At 38.1% G+C, this 15,336-nt stretch carries 11 protein-coding genes; 1 reads left to right on the top strand and 10 read right to left on the bottom strand.

Annotated elements, in window-relative coordinates; genetic code table 11:
* Positions 1-28: 28 nt before the first annotated feature.
* The 6 genes from JOC83_RS16815 to JOC83_RS16790 form a co-directional block, all read right to left on the bottom strand.
* Positions 29-1,006 (bottom strand): DUF6005 family protein, encoded by a 978-nt coding sequence (locus JOC83_RS16815; protein ID WP_205188553.1) that lies wholly within the window; start codon positions 1,004-1,006, stop codon positions 29-31.
* Positions 1,003-1,269 carry a petrobactin biosynthesis protein AsbD gene (asbD, locus tag JOC83_RS16810; protein ID WP_205188552.1) on the bottom strand — a complete coding sequence of 89 codons (267 nt, stop codon included), beginning with the start codon at positions 1,267-1,269 and terminating at the stop codon, positions 1,003-1,005. The genes JOC83_RS16815 and asbD overlap by 4 nt, the downstream gene beginning before the upstream one ends.
* Positions 1,266-2,504: an AMP-binding protein gene (locus tag JOC83_RS16805; RefSeq protein WP_205188551.1), complete on the bottom strand. Its 1,239-nt coding sequence runs from the start codon at positions 2,502-2,504 to the stop codon at positions 1,266-1,268. Before JOC83_RS16805 ends, asbD begins: the two co-directional genes overlap by 4 nt.
* A 21-nt stretch (positions 2,505-2,525) precedes the next feature.
* Positions 2,526-4,244 (bottom strand): IucA/IucC family protein, encoded by a 1,719-nt coding sequence (locus JOC83_RS16800; protein WP_205188550.1) that lies wholly within the window; start codon positions 4,242-4,244, stop codon positions 2,526-2,528.
* Positions 4,222-6,042: an IucA/IucC family protein gene (locus JOC83_RS16795; protein ID WP_205188549.1), complete on the bottom strand. Its 1,821-nt coding sequence runs from the start codon at positions 6,040-6,042 to the stop codon at positions 4,222-4,224. Before JOC83_RS16795 ends, JOC83_RS16800 begins: the two co-directional genes overlap by 23 nt.
* 295 nt (positions 6,043-6,337) lie before the next feature.
* Positions 6,338-6,670, bottom strand: coding sequence for an antibiotic biosynthesis monooxygenase family protein (locus JOC83_RS16790; protein ID WP_205188548.1), 333 nt, complete (start codon positions 6,668-6,670; stop codon positions 6,338-6,340).
* Positions 6,671-6,853: 183 nt separating this feature from the next.
* Here JOC83_RS16790 and JOC83_RS16785 point away from each other — a divergent pair, with 183 nt between their 5' ends.
* A complete protein-coding gene (locus JOC83_RS16785) occupies positions 6,854-8,065 on the top strand; it encodes an MFS transporter (protein WP_205188547.1) in 1,212 nt (403 codons plus the stop codon).
* Between the two features lie 45 nt (positions 8,066-8,110).
* Here the strand turns inward: JOC83_RS16785 and JOC83_RS16780 are convergent, their stop codons facing one another.
* From JOC83_RS16780 to JOC83_RS16765, 4 genes are all read right to left on the bottom strand, one after another.
* Positions 8,111-8,725, bottom strand: a complete 615-nt coding sequence (locus JOC83_RS16780; RefSeq protein WP_205188546.1) for a PH domain-containing protein — start codon at positions 8,723-8,725, stop codon at positions 8,111-8,113.
* A 144-nt stretch (positions 8,726-8,869) separates the two neighbouring features.
* On the bottom strand, positions 8,870-11,368 hold the full coding sequence (locus JOC83_RS16775) for a bifunctional diguanylate cyclase/phosphodiesterase (protein WP_205188545.1): 2,499 nt from the start codon (positions 11,366-11,368) through the stop codon (positions 8,870-8,872).
* A 508-nt stretch (positions 11,369-11,876) separates the two neighbouring features.
* Positions 11,877-13,871, bottom strand: a complete 1,995-nt coding sequence (locus tag JOC83_RS16770; RefSeq protein ID WP_239583601.1) for a family 16 glycosylhydrolase — start codon at positions 13,869-13,871, stop codon at positions 11,877-11,879.
* A 109-nt stretch (positions 13,872-13,980) separates the two neighbouring features.
* Positions 13,981-15,321, bottom strand: a complete 1,341-nt coding sequence (locus tag JOC83_RS16765; protein ID WP_205188544.1) for a glycoside hydrolase family 30 protein — start codon at positions 15,319-15,321, stop codon at positions 13,981-13,983.
* Positions 15,322-15,336: the final 15 nt, after the last annotated feature.

The raw sequence follows: 15,336 nt of genomic DNA, 5'->3' as shown, positions 1-15,336 counted from the left end.
GTTTTCTCCTCCGTCTGTTGTTTCACTATTAGTTATGAATCAGCATGCGATTTTCACGTTGCTGACACCACTCGTCAAAACACTTCTGCAGTCCACGTTTAATCTTAAACTCTCGCTCATCTAGCTCATCTAACTTTTTATAAATCTCGTTTGTTTCTTCCAAATTGCCTGTCATCGCAATCTTCATTGCACGATATTGAACCGTTGTATACCCTTTTACGAGAAGCTCAATTTCATCGCACCATGCTTCAAATTCCTCTTCTTCATAGCCAAGTAGCTCCCAAAAATAAGCGTAAGCATGCTCATAGGCATATTTTCGAATGGCTAACACCGGTAATTGCTTTAAAGCCATTGTCAGCTCTTTTAAACGCTGCTGTTCCCTACCTGTCGTATAAGCTTCCACAATGAACCGAACGGCATCTGTCATAGGGTTCTTATCATGCTTCAAACACGTGTTAAAATAAGCTTCAATGGTTTCAGGTGATGTAGGAATAATTTGATCCGCATCAAAATAATAACCGCCTTTTACGGATGGCTCCTGTATTGCGGCTAAGATTTTATCCTTTGGTAACACACCTTCCCAACGAAAATCAGGATCAAACATAAACCACTCATCTTCATTTTCAGTTGTATCTAGCATGACATAATGAGGAAAAGGACGTTGATGAAACTTATTTTCACGCTCCGGTAACATCGAAAGGTCCAGCATTACCATGACGTGACGATGAGACGGCTTATTTTCAATTAAATGCAACATCCGTTGCACATTCTCTTCTTTAGAAAGACCTTCCTCGTACCATTGATGAAGTTTAATTCCATATAAAAGCTCATACCAGTTCTTAAAAAAGGTATGATCAATTTTTTCAGAATGATAACTTAATACCGGACCTTCAAGCACATCAAAATCTGCATCCCACACCCCAAAGTAATAGGGGCGATGGTCAACACCTGGCGTCTTTTTAATGACTTCACATACGCAACTAACAAAACAATGTACTTTAATCATGCGTTTTCCTCCACGTTTTGTAGACGCTCTAAAAAGTCGATTAACGTACCAACTGTGTGAAAGTCTTTTGGAGACAGCACTTCATCTGGAACGCTTAATCCAAGGTCTAATTCTACATGTAAAAGAAGTTGAAGAATCATAATGGAGTCCATATACAAGTCTTCATTTAATCTTGCATGCTCTTGAAAAGAAGAAAGAGTCGGGAGCTCTAATTTATTTTTCATAATGTCATAGATGTTTTGAGTTAACTCCTCTCTCGTCATACAGGCACTCCTCCTAGTAGCTTTCTGCTCACCTTTCCATTTGGGAGCTTAGCGATTTCTTTTACTTGAACAAATTCTACAGGAACTTGATACGGAGACAGTCGATTTTTGCACCATTCTCTTAGTTCCATCTCATCAATCGTCTCATTAGAAACGAACTGTACACACACTCGCTCGCCTGCATAGGCATCACTCTTTTTATAGACAACAGCTTCCTCTATTCTCGGCTCAGCCATTAGGACGTTCTCTACTTCTTGAGGGTATACATTTAACCCAGCTACATTGATTGTGTCATCCATTCTCGACACATAGCATAACGTACCGTCTTCCTTCAGATAACCAAGATCTTTTGTATAAATGTCCTGTAAAGATGTGCGAATCACAATTTCCGCGAGATGATTTTTGTCTTTTCCAGCGCTAATATTCACATGAGACAGTGCATATCCCATATCCTCAGGTGACATAACATTTGGATGCAGGGCTACACAACCTGCTTCTGAACACCCATACTGCTGAAGAACACGATCAGCTACTTGATGAAGAGACGACAACCAACTTGCTGGTATGACTGTTCCTGATGTCATAACCGCATGAAGTCGTTGCCCTTTTGGTAACAACTGTACAACTGTATGAATAAGAGCTGGAGCTCCATATAAAATATGGGTAGGATGTTTTACTACCTTTTTAATCACATATTTGGGATTCATATTGGTAATGACAATTGGCTCTGCCCCTCTTTTTAGACAAGATAACACACCACTAATCAGACCATACGAATGAGTAACGGGACAAGCAACAATAGATGTTGTGTCGTTACTCATTGGCCAATTCGCTACGTAGCTTTCTAGTTCTTCTTCAATTGAGTCCCAAGAGCGCTCAATGCATTTCGGCTCTCCTGTCGTTCCAGAGCTCATTTGAACGAGAACCCCTTCTTTTTCGTTCTCTTTACTCGAAAGCTCAATAGGTGACTCTAATGATTCAAAAAGCAAAACGTGACTTGATGTCGCGTTTGCAAAGCGAAGTGCTGCCTCTTTTGGAGTAGCAGGATTGATAGGCACAACCGAACCACCCTTTTTTTGCATATATAAGCAAAGCGATAACCATTCAAATGCATCGGGAAGACAAACGGCGATTCGTTTTTGATGGACATTTTGTAAGATCTCCATTTCTTCAAACCTAGCATGTTGCTTCTCTACATCCACAACTGTGTAGTACTGATCATTCACAAAAAACATGATAGCGATCTCCTTTTCTTTTTAAATCATTGCCAACGTATTAGATATGAGATGACGATAACTCTCTTGCTTTGTCGTACTAATCTTTTTTGTTAAAAGTGACTCTACATAGATGTGTTCTTGGTTCATACACAACTGTTCATGACGTTTACGTAAATGTGGAAAGTGCTCTAAGTGCCTCTCAATGGCTTTATGTACGTTCAACCAGAAAACACTCTCTTCATATCCACTATGCTCTTCAAGAACAAAAGATAGCTCACTCAAATGAAACACAAACAATGTATCCATCACGAGTTCTCTTAATCCCTCAACAGAAGACATCCAATAATACTCATCATTAGTGGCATCTTTATATAATGGATGTAAAGACTGAAAAGCTGGTAAAATTGACGGATTCGCCAAATAATCTTCTGTATACTCAACACTTTCATGAAAATCACGAAGCACAACCCGAGTAGGCCAGCCATCTTGATGTAGTAACACCATATTTTGTGCATGGGCCTCAACTCCAACACCATGAGCAATTAAAAGGTGCCATACGGGTAGAACTGTTACTTCAATAAAACGTTCAATCCATTTGTCTCTTCCATATTTCGTTAGCCAATGTTCGATAAATAACTTTCCGTCTCTTTCCATCATCATGAAAGCGGTAAATGGCACCGCTTCTTCATTCTCGTTCATATGACAACGAACGCTTTCACGCCAAATAACGCCAAGCTGACCATCCATTTTCTCTTTCAATGCTTCATCCTTTGGCTCATAAATAGCTCCTGCATACTCTTGCAATAAAACAAGAGATTTCTTCAAAAAAGGATCTGAATCAACAATTTTTTGAAGCCACAATGAAATGTGCGGAGCCGTGCAAACCGAATGAGAAGCAAGTGTACGCAAAGATGATGTATTGACCATGTTCATCGGTAGCTTAATGTGAGCCTTTTCTCTATTTGTCTCATTCCATAATGTACGAACAGATTGCGTTGCTCGATAGAAGTCTCCTTTAAAATCTAGCGGTAGAAGATCACCATTCCTTAACACCTCTTCTAATCGACCACTTTCAACAAGATTGCGCCACTGCCATGGATGAACGGGTAAAAATGTATAATCAATTACATTCTTTTCAGCTTGCTGTAGTTGAGACGTAAAGCTTTCCCACACCTCTACTCCAAGCTCTTTCTTAAAAAACTCAGGCTCTTCATAAGGGAAAGCAATATTTACATCAGACCTACGAACCGCAATCCATTGAAGAGAAAATGACTTCTTTGCTTCAGGTCCAAACTGCTGATGATCATCAATTGTGAATCCTGTCCTTGACTTGTAGCATGGGTGATAAGGATGACCCTCCATAATTTCTGATTCTAACTCTTCAAATGGTAGATCTCGTCTCGATTGAAGGTGAGGAGCAAGCTTCGATTCATTCCACTCTGTTAATCGAATCGTTTGTTGAAGCTCGTTTAATAAACGCGTTTGAACCTCACTATCTGTCGTTAACTCATTGACTAGTTGTTCAAGAGACACATTGGCTAATGATCCATCTTTCTCTATATAGTAAATCGACTCTTCATTTACTCGAAACCGCCCAAATGCAGTTTCTCGTGCTTCACACTGGTAGACTCCGTTGTGTCCATATATGTAATACGTACGATCACTGTTTTCATATGGGAGAATCTCCTCAAATAAAACGGCTTCAATTACTTGACGTTTTACTCTCAGCTCCGCTTTACAACATAACGGCTGAAGCATAAGCCCCCTCCTCTTGAATGACGTTCTCACTCACCACAAATGGATTCGTTACGGTTGTGTATACGGCTTGTTCTAGTTCAGCTTCTAACTCGTCTACATCATGAAATCGCGTTAACAAATTAGCCTTAAAAGCTAATGTTGGTTGATAAAGCATTAACTGAACAAATTTCTTTCCAGCTCCGCTTAACTCTCTTTCAAGCAGCTTTAATTTATTTCTCACTTCTTCTACTAATCTTTCTTCTTTTATAAGACCATCGAGTCCAAAACGATGAATGATAGAGAAGAGTTGATTCATGAACAAGTAGTAAGCAAATCGATCTTCGATCACATGATTCTCGTAAAAGAGGTCTGGTGTCTCTTTTACGTTTGGCTCACGTTCAAGAAGGTACTCAGCATAATTGGCTGACAAGTAAAAGCCTTGATTATCACGATAGTAATAAGCAGTTGGATAACTTGTTGAAAGATCTAACACACTGTTTTGTTGATGTGCTTCAAGTGCAATTCCATGTTCATCAAATAAGCGAATGAGCGGATCAATTGAGCATGCCCAATACTTTCTAAACCAATTCATACTCACTTCTTCATTTGTTCGTCTTTCTGACGTTGCAAGGTTTGTAATTAGCTGATGAAGGCGAGATTTGCATCCTGGTAAGGTGTCTTGAACAAGTGCAGCAATTGACGTAATCCCCTTATCTTGACTTGTTGGGAATAGATTTGAACGAATAATTACTTCAAAACCTGTTTCTTTGTGACCTGGTAAAGCAACTGTTACATATGCCGGGTCATCCATGACACGAAAGCTTGGGTATTTTTCTAAGAAGTTTATTTTCTTTAATAAACTAGCCATGATGACACCGGCTTTTAACTCATGAAGACGATTGACTCGTAGTGAGTTTGTTACTTTAACGGGAATTGAAAATTTATACATCCACTTTCCTTTTTCGCTATAAACCGTTCGGATAGATGATGTAGGTGTAAACACTTCACCAAGAGGACCTAAATCTTGCACAATGCCTCCTTTTATCGCTTCTTTCACATGTGGTTGTTGCAATAGCCACTGTGCTTGAAGAGGATGCATAGGAATCAAATCAAATCCTTCTTCTACTTCAAACGCTAATAACTCTTCTTTTATAAGAGACGTGGCAGCCTTTTCTAATACAGAGGCTTCCTCAACATAGTCAGATTTCACACTGAAATAGTGTAGCTGAAATCTCCCACAAAGCTCTGGAGCATAATAATCGTGTTGCCAATTGGCCATACCTTGTCGACTCTTCGGTGTAGGATGAAGCCAATGTCCAAACAAAAGTGACTGTTCAGTGTCGATAAAACGGCTCCCGTCAGAGTACAATTGTTCAACATCCATGTTCCTTTTCTCCACATACGTTGTCATCGTATGATAACTTTCAATTAAACGAAGAATCAGTTCATCATAATGTGAAGCAAGTGACGAGCGTCCAGCTGATTTTGCTTGTAAATGAAGCTCTTGAGTTAGTAACATCATGACGGATAAACGATCTTCTTGATACCATGACTGTTTGTTTACATCGTATTTAAACGCCTTGCCGAGCGAATGCCTTCCTACAATCGATGCGTATTCTATCTCTATCGCTAAACAGAGCGCCTGATGCGGCAACTGAAGCTCTACTATATGTGTACCTGTGACAACAAAATTTGGTTGTTGTTCTCCCACCCATTCCTCTCTTTCAATTAAGTGACCTTTATTAACCTCACGTAAGTAACTGTTCACAAACGCTTGAAAAGAGGCGTTTTCTGCTATTTGTTTAGCTTTATGGGTCATAGTTCCACCCTTTCTTCATTCTATTGTCCTAGTAAAAGAGAACCATTCTCAATTGGGTTCAAAAAAATTTATATACTGCTATGTCTACTTCTTTCGTAATAATGAAATGTAACTGACTTATTGTATAAATATAATCGTTCAATCAGCATTTCTTTTATCTAGCTCTTTTCGGTTCAACGTATGTACTTTTAAATCTTGTGTTTATATCCTACTCCACCCTGAAGAAGGATATTGATGATGTCATCAGGTGTGGAGAGGTTTACATCTATTCTTATTTAGTACGAATGAGTTTCTATCAACGAGGAGTTGGCTCTGCATAAAATTTCTGACCTAATACATGAAACACGTCTTGGCGACTTTCTAAAATAAAGGATGGAGCCGGTTTGCCACGATTAGCACGATGACCAGCAAGGTGAATATCACTTGTCTCCCATGCCTTCCACGCTTCTTCTGATTCCCAACGAATCATAATTAACACTTCTTCATTTCCTTTTCTCTGCTTCTTTTTAAGGACGCTTAAATCAACAAATCCAGGTTGCTGTTCGATTATTCCTTCTGCTGCAAAGCGCTCAACCATCTTTTCTGCATGTCCTTCTGTCACAAGTATTGTCTTTAATTGAACAAACATAAATAACCTCTCCTTTAACGTATCTTTGTATGTTATTATAGATGATAAAGATTCTCATTTTCAATTAATTTCTTGAAAAAAGCTAATTTTTTCCTAAAATAGTAGAAAAAGAGTTTCCTAAATCATAAGAATTACAGTATATTTAGGGAGACGAAATAAAAGGATAATGGAGAGGCTATTAACATGTGGAAAAATAAAAACGTATGGATTTTATTAGCCGGAGAGTTTATTGCAGGTCTTGGTTTATGGCTTGGGATTATTGGAAATCTGGAGTTTATGCAAGAAAAAGTACCATCTGACTTTTTAAAATCTGTCATTTTAGCCGTTGGTCTTTTGGCAGGGATTGCAGTTGGACCGTTAGCTGGACAAATTACAGATCAAGCAAATAAGAAAACCGTCATGCTGATTTCTGGCTTTACTCGCAGCATTAGCGTTGTTTTTATGCTCATTGCGATCGAAACCGGATCTGTTTGGTGGATGATTGTATTTCTTATTTGCATCCAAATATCTGCTGCTTTCTACTTTCCCGCCCTTCAAGCTGCCATTCCGCTTGTGGCCGAGGAAAAAGATTTATTACAATTAAATGGTGTTTATATGAATGTATCAACGCTATCTCGAATATTGGGCACAGCTCTAGCAGGTATCTTTTTAGTCATTATGTCTTTATCTATGCTTTATATCACATCCTTGATTGCGTATTTAGGATTATTTATCTTAACATGGTTCTTAACCATCGACGAAACAAAACAAGAGCAAGAAACAAAAGATGGCGCACCGGCAAAAGCTGGATTTAAAGAGGTCTTTCCTATTATTAAAGGGCTTCCGATAGTTTTTATGACCCTTGTTATGACATTGATTCCTCTTTTATTTATTGGAGGATTTAACTTAATGGTTATTAATATTAGTGAGCTTCAAGACAGCTCAACAATTAAAAGTTGGATTTATACAGCTGAAGGTGTAACGTTTATTTTAGGGACTCTGTTTGTAAAAAAGATGGAGGAAAAAACATCACCTTATAAAATTCTATTTGGCTGCTCATTTGTGATTGGGTTCTCTCAACTTCTTCTCTATTTAGCGGATATTCCTGTTTTATCCGTTTTAGCCTTTGCGATTTTTGGCTTCGCGGTTGGGTGCTTCTTTCCAACAGCTGCAACCATTTTTCAAACAAAGGTTCCAAAAGAGTTTCACGGTCGATTCTTCTCGTTCCGTAACATGTTAGACCGTCTCATTTTCCAGGTCGTTTTACTTGTTACAGGATTCTTATTAGATGTGATTGGCTTACAACTGATGACAGTCCTATTTGGCTCTCTATCTATCGTAATGACTACTTTATTTTATACAAAATATCGTCAGCTTCGCTCAACCAACTCCCTAAAAGTTGAAGCGAGTAGCTAAAAAAAGCATCAAGTTGTCGAATAGACAGCCTGATGCTTTTTCGTATTAATTGTTAATATACTTTTCAAACACTTCGCCAAAGTCCTTCACATGATACTGGTCATGCACAGATGTTAACCATGTAAACCCAAAGTCCGTTAGCTCACGATATGTAACGGCTAGCTTGTTATCATCTGTTCGTGCATTTTGTAAAACTGTCACCGCTTTGTCTAAACTTTGCGAAGCCATCTTCATGTAAATTTGATTGTCATGAGTCATTTCTGCAATACGAAGAAGTGCTTTATATAAATCTTTTAGCTGTTCAATTTGTTCTTTATGAACATCGATGTCAAACGCTACATTCCCTAGCATAAATTTGATTTCAACATCCATATCAATCTTTCCAGCTGTTTCAAGAAATACATTTGAAATTTTATGCTGAGAGTACGGATAACGCTTAAGAACACGTTTTGAAGATACAGCATTCGCTCCATCCACATGAATAATTGCTAGATTCGTAAAGCAATACTCATCTGCTTTCGTTTTAATAAGAAAGTAAATTTTCTCTCCATCTTCATGCATCACATAATCATCCGCATCCGTTTTATCATAATCAGCTGGGCTAATGATTTTTCCAATATCTGATAATCCTAATGCATCTGAAGCAATCTTTTTAAACATTCTTATTCCTCCCCGCTATTGTTCTTACTGTTTTATCTTATCAAGATTATTTACATCTTTAAACAATTAACAATATTTTACTCATTCTTTCTCTGTCCATTACTTGTACTTGTGTTCAAAAGAGGAGTCTACAAGTTACAATGCTTAACCTTCTCTACCTGTTAATACACCTTGCTCTTCTTTAAAAAACGTATGAAGTACTTGATCGTGCGGAACTGGCGCACTACATAGATAGCCTTGATACTGATGACATTGACGAGACATTAAGTAGGCAAGCTGTGCATCGGTTTCGACTCCTTCTGCAATCACATTAAGGTTAAGATTTAATGCCATATGAATAATCGTATCAACAACTGCTTGGTCTTTCGGACTATCGTGAATGGTTTGAATGAATGATTTATCAATCTTTAACGTATCTAAAGGGAACTCTTTTAAATAATTTAACGAAGAATAGCCTGTTCCAAAATCATCTAAAGATAATCTAACTCCCATGGCTTTCAATTCATGCATAAAAGGAATGGAAATATCCGGATTTCTGACTACGCTTTCTGTTAATTCCAAATCTAAGTAAGTTGGATCAATCTTCGTTTCTTCTATTATTTTTTTAACCGTGCGAATAAAAGTAGGCTCATTGAATTGTACAGCTGAAATATTGACAGATATATGCTTAAGGTCAAGTCCTTGATTTAACCACTCTTTAAATTGTAAACAAGCTTGCCTTAAAATCCATTCTCCTAGTGGAATAATTAACTTTGTCTCTTCAGCCAAAGGAATAAATTCTAAAGGTGAAATAATCCCTAACTCAGGATGATTCCATCTTACTAACGCTTCAAAGCCATTAACTCCCCCTGTTTCAATGTCTACCTGAGGTTGATAATAAATGTGAATTTCTCCGTTAGATGCCGCTTTACGTAGCCCTGTCTCTAAAATCATTTTTCGAGAGATGAGTTCGTTGATTTCCAGCGTGAAAAATTGATACTGATTTCCACCCTTTAATTTCGCTTGATACATAGCCGTGTCGGCATATTTAATTAAATCTTCAACCGATTGAGCATCCGCTGGGTACAAACTAATTCCAATAGAAGGAGAGATAAAAAATTCCATATCATCTAACACCATCGACTCTTTCATCAAGTCGATAATGTTGCTTGCAACCAAGCCAGCTTGATTAGAGCTTGTTTGTGTAAGAACAATGACAAACTCATCGCCACTTTGCCTCGCGACTAAATCTTTTGGTCCTATACAACTTAAAAGTCGTGCTGTCACTTCTTTTAATACAGCATCACCCGTTCGATGCCCATACACATCGTTGACAAGTTTAAAACGATCTAAATCAATAAATAAAAGCGCTATTTCTTCGCCATTTTCTTCAGACTGACTGAGTACACTCGCAAGATGTTCATTTAACATTCTTCGGTTCGGTAGATGCGTTAACTCATCCTTATAAACGAGCTCTTCAATACGTCTTTGATGATTAATACGCTCTGAAATATCTCGGATAATGCCGGTAAAATACGCTTTCTCACCTTTAGAAGTTGTAGACAATGACAGCTCTAATGGGAATTTTTCCCCAGACTTATGTAACCCTTCTAACTCTACCGTCTTTCCAATAACCTTTTTCTCTCCTGTTTTTTTAAAACGCTTAACTCCCTCAACATGTGCTTTTCTAAATTGCTGAGGCATAATTTTCTCGACAGATTCTCCTCTTACTTCGTCAAATGAATAGCCGAAAATCCGTTCAGCAGCTTGATTCCAGGAGATAATGTTCCCATAATGATCAATTGTAATGACTGCGTCGTTTGCAGTTTCAATAATGGATTGATACATACTATCCATAAAACTTATTTGCTCAGAATGATTTTCCATCTTTGTGTCATACTTGACTAGAAGGATGAGTATTCCAATCATTAACAATATCCCGAACGTAACCGCAAAACCAAGCGTTGTTGCATCAATAGCCATTGAAGGCTCGATTGACGAAACATGGATATGAGTAAAGGTGGCAGATGCCATTCCTGTATAATGCATCCCACAAATTGCAGCTCCTAGCATTAAAGCAGCACCCCAACGATACCTTACCCACCTTTCAGGATGATTAAGAAATTCTCTAAACACAAGTAATGCAACAAAAGATGCGACAAAAGCAATAAGAACCGATACAAAAACAAGAAACATGTTGTAGCTAATTTCTGCTGACATGACCATCGCTTCCATACCAACATAATGCATGGATACAATTCCAACACCAATAAATAATGAACCAATAAACAAGTAAAAAGTTTGATCTAACCTTTTACTAATTAAATAAAATGCAAGAAAACTAGAGCCAGCGGATGAGAGGATGCTTACCGTTAATAAAAATGCATCATATGTGACTGGCATGTGCATATCGTATGCAAGCATCGCCACAAAGTGCATAGACCAAATTCCTCCCCCAAGTGTTAATCCCCCTGCAAGAATCCATTTCCACCGATTTATTCCTGTCGAATGATTAAGACGATCTACCATTTGCAATGAAGCAAACGAAGCAATAACTGCTACGATAATCGATAAAGCAACAAAGCCCATGTTGTAATGACCAGACATTTCTTCCACAATAAACAATCCTCTCTTTACTTCTAATAAAGGAACGAAACAAACCATACACCTAAAACAAATCCATAAAATAGAATTATTACCATTTTATAAATATAATAGATTATTTAGTTATTATATACATTTTAAGAAATTAGTAGCAACAGAGATAGCATAACAGAACCTCTGACAAACATTCAATTATAAGATAGTAATAAAGTAATAGGTGATAGTTCATTTGAATTAAAAATAAACGTTGATGGTTATTGTATTCACATTCTATTGTTTTTCTTCTTTCTTCCGTGAATCAATCCGTTTAAGTGGCTCATTAAACATAGAAAAAGAACGTTTTCATATAAAAATCCCTTATCCATCAATCCATTCACTTTCTGGATTGCATAGACAAGGGATTTTGCAGACTAAGTCAAAGGAGACTCCTTATGCTTCCTTTAACTTAGTCGTTTATTTGTAATTAGAATGAATAGCTTTTAAAAAAGAAACTGCTTCACAACCGATTATTCCGACCTCTTTAATCTAGAAAACATCCTATACTAGTCATTTCATTATGTTACATTTTCTAGAGGGATTTATATAGCTGAATATTATCAAGCTCGATAGTACCTTTAGAGTTTCCTAATTGAAAAACGAGTTGTGAATAAGGATCACTTACATTCATTGCTAACTCTTTAAAGGTTAGTTCAATGTGTTGTTCTCCTTTTACGAGCTTTACAACTTCTTTTCCATACACTTTACCTTCTTGATTGACAATCTGAATTTCAACCTCATTTTTATGAGATGATTGAACGTCAAAGCTAAGGTTATAGTCATGATCTGGTGAAATAAGAATGCCTCGTTGAACGAGTTGAATCTCACTTGCATGCTTACCTCGCTTCTCAATATCCATCTTTAACTTACGTTCTTCTGCGTCAACATTACTAGAAACAACTGCTTTTCCGCTGTTCAATAAATGCCAGTAGCTCATTCCGTTAGCTTCTCCAATGTCGAACCCACCATTGTACACATGATTGCCGTTAGGTAACGGTGTCTTCAGCACATCATGATTAAATGGAATACTCTCTACTTCTTCTAATCTCGCATTACCAATCCACGTAGTCGTGCTGTTTGTCCCTAAATTAAATTCAACTCGAGCTGCATTATCTGAATCGTGTTTCATTTGGAACGGAATTTCATAGCGTTGAATCTCGTCTGTTACATGCGCCACTAAGCTTGGTGAATAACTTGCATAGCCAACTGAAGCTCCACCCGTGACTTTCACAATCATCTTTCTTACTTCTTCTGCTTTTGCATCAAAGGTTAACTTGTAGAATCGACCTTTCGCAAGTGAAACAATTGCTTGCGGTTGCACGGAATACACCTGCCAACCAGCATTTTTAATATCTACTTTTAGAAAGCGGTCATTATTGATGTCTTCAACCAGCACGTTAGCATTATTACCAGCACCCCATTCTTCATAGAGCGCCCAATGAGCAGTTCCCGGAATGCCCATTCCATAATCTTCTTCTACATCTTCTGTAAAGCGATTATTATAAATCAAGTTACCATCCTCTTGCGCAAGCTTTGCATCTGGCAAATAATCTTCTTTCGCAATAGTTGGAGGGACTGGCTCTCGATATTCACGGCCAGTTAGTTCATATACACGTACATAATCGATTTTCATCGATTTTGGAAACATGGTGTTTTCGTCAGGATTACCATCAAAGTTTCCTCCAACAGCCAAGTTCATAATGAGGTGAAACTCTTCATCAAATGGAGCTGGATAAGCATTGTTCGCTGGTTGACCAGGACTTTGGCTATACCAATCATTCTTTGTACTATATAACTCACCGTCTACATACCAACGAATCTCACCAGGTTCCCACTCAATCGCATACGTGTGAAAATCTTCAATTGTTTTGCCATCTTTAAGCTCGTACTCTGCCCCACTGTATCCATTGTTCGGCCATTCTTGCCCATAATGAATCGTCCCTGCAATGGTATGAGGCTTACTGCCCCATCCCTCCATAATATCAATCTCTCCAGAGGCAGCCCATCCTCCGTAAACGTTTTTCTCAGGAAGCATCCAAATCGCTGGCCAATACCCTTTTCCAGTTGGTGCACTTGCTCTAATTTCAAATTTGCCGTATTTTTTACTGAACAACCCTTTTGTTTTAATACGAGCAGACGTGTAGCCAAAGCCTTCATATTCTTCTTTTCGTGCTTCAATGACAAGGTTACCATCTTCTTCCCTTACATTTTCAACACGATTTGTGTAATATTGTAACTCATTGTTTCCCCAGCCAGGTAGCCCGACTGAATGACCATTTGTTAAATCAAATGTCCATTTGGAAGAATCAATTTGTCCATCATTAAATTCATCTCCCCAAACTTTCGTCCACATTTCTTTCGTTGGTTTTTGATGATCATCTTTTTTTACGGCTGCATGTACCCCTGATTCTTTTTTCACGTTGATGACTTTATCCTCTGCATAAGAAACACTAGTGAAGAAAGAAGTCAGCATCATCGAAGAAATTAAAACGGAGGAAATTGACTTCTTAAATGTATGACTTCTCATTCTATACACTCGCTTTCTATCATTTTTTGAAAACGCTTTCTAAAAAGCTCACAATATACTCACAGGACATGAAATCTGTACCTGTGAGTCTCGCACCTTCTCCCTCCTCCTACAAAATAAACGTAGAAATAGAGTGAGCAGGAATTGTAGTAGTTGTACTTCGTTCTGACATCGATAATGTAATGGTTTGTGCATCATCTTGCTCATTCATCAGAACAACAACAATCGTACCGTCTTGATTTTTAAATGCTGTCGCTAACACGTTGTCACTTGATACATTACACAAGATACGCTGTGCACCTGGTTTAATGTATTTACTGAAATGACCAATGTAATAATAAGAGCTATTGTAATGAACTTGTTCTTGTCCCACATCTACGATGACAGGAGCATCGCAATAATTTCCGACGTGGTTAGGACCACCTTTTTCATCTAAAACTAAATTCCAATCAATCCAAGCTTCAAGATAGTTATTTAAATCTCCAATGATGTTTCGTCCGTAGCGTTCTCCTGTCTGCCAAGCTCCGAGATGAACGCCGCCTTCCATACATCCTTCTGTAAAGATTAAGTGTTTGTCAGGGAAAGCATGGTGAACCTTTGATAAATTCTCGAATTCTTCCGATACATACCAATGAACACCAGTACCCCACACATACTTAGCCGCATCTTCATCGCTTAAGATGACTTTTGCTCGTTCATAGATATTGTCTCGATTGTGATCCCATATAATTACCTTTTTATCTTCATACCCTGACTTAAGCAGAGCTGGTCCTAAATAATATTTAATAAAGTCCCTTTCGTCTTCTGCTGTATATAAGCATGAGTCCCACACCTGCTTTGCTTCAGGTTCGTTTTGAATCGTTACTCCCCATATGTCGATTCCCTTTTCTTCCATCGCTTCAATGTATTTAGCATAGTACTCTGCCCATGCTAAACGATATTCAGGTAACAGTTTTCCACCGTTATTCATTTCATTAGTGTCTTTCATCCATGGTGGCGGACTCCAAGGAGAAGAAACAATGAATAACGGCTCTCCTGCTACTTTCATCGCATCCTTTATTAAAGGAATAACAAGCTTTGTTTCCCGTTCTATTGAAAAACTAGCTAGCGACTCATCATGTTCGTCTACATACGTATAGTTACCAAGAGAAAAATCACAGCTGTTAATGTGAGTACGTCCAAATCTGTAGCCAAGTCCCTCGACAGGATCAAAATAACGATTGATGACCTGGTCACGAAGTTCAGGGTTCACTTGAGACAGTACATAAGCTGATGACTCTGTAAAAGCTCCACCAAATCCTAACATCGTTTGAAATGTTTGATTCTCATCTAGCGTAACGACTGTTTCTCCAAGTGACGGATTTGATTGAAAAGATAGAGGCTCTTTTGCTGATAAGCGATCTCCAGTATCTCTAGCGGTTTGAATAACTTGAATCTCTTTTGTTTTCACAACGATTACCCCTTT

It is taken from the genome of Priestia iocasae (assembly GCF_016909075.1).
Lineage (GTDB): Bacteria > Bacillota > Bacilli > Bacillales > Bacillaceae_H > Priestia > Priestia iocasae.
Note: the sequence above shows the minus strand (reverse complement) of the source record. Positions and strands in the feature narration are given on the sequence as shown.

Coding starts and splice junctions, on each gene's coding strand:
- JOC83_RS16815 (WP_205188553.1), bottom strand. CDS start 1,006: ATGATTAAAGTACATTGTTTTGTTAGTTGCGTATGTGAAGTCATTAAA.
- asbD (WP_205188552.1), bottom strand. CDS start 1,269: ATGACGAGAGAGGAGTTAACTCAAAACATCTATGACATTATGAAAAAT.
- JOC83_RS16805 (WP_205188551.1), bottom strand. CDS start 2,504: ATGTTTTTTGTGAATGATCAGTACTACACAGTTGTGGATGTAGAGAAG.
- JOC83_RS16800 (WP_205188550.1), bottom strand. CDS start 4,244: ATGCTTCAGCCGTTATGTTGTAAAGCGGAGCTGAGAGTAAAACGTCAA.
- JOC83_RS16795 (WP_205188549.1), bottom strand. CDS start 6,042: ATGACCCATAAAGCTAAACAAATAGCAGAAAACGCCTCTTTTCAAGCG.
- JOC83_RS16790 (WP_205188548.1), bottom strand. CDS start 6,670: ATGTTTGTTCAATTAAAGACAATACTTGTGACAGAAGGACATGCAGAA.
- JOC83_RS16785 (WP_205188547.1), top strand. CDS start 6,854: ATGTGGAAAAATAAAAACGTATGGATTTTATTAGCCGGAGAGTTTATT.
- JOC83_RS16780 (WP_205188546.1), bottom strand. CDS start 8,725: ATGTTTAAAAAGATTGCTTCAGATGCATTAGGATTATCAGATATTGGA.
- JOC83_RS16775 (WP_205188545.1), bottom strand. CDS start 11,368: ATGGTTTGTTTCGTTCCTTTATTAGAAGTAAAGAGAGGATTGTTTATT.
- JOC83_RS16770 (WP_239583601.1), bottom strand. CDS start 13,871: ATGAGAAGTCATACATTTAAGAAGTCAATTTCCTCCGTTTTAATTTCT.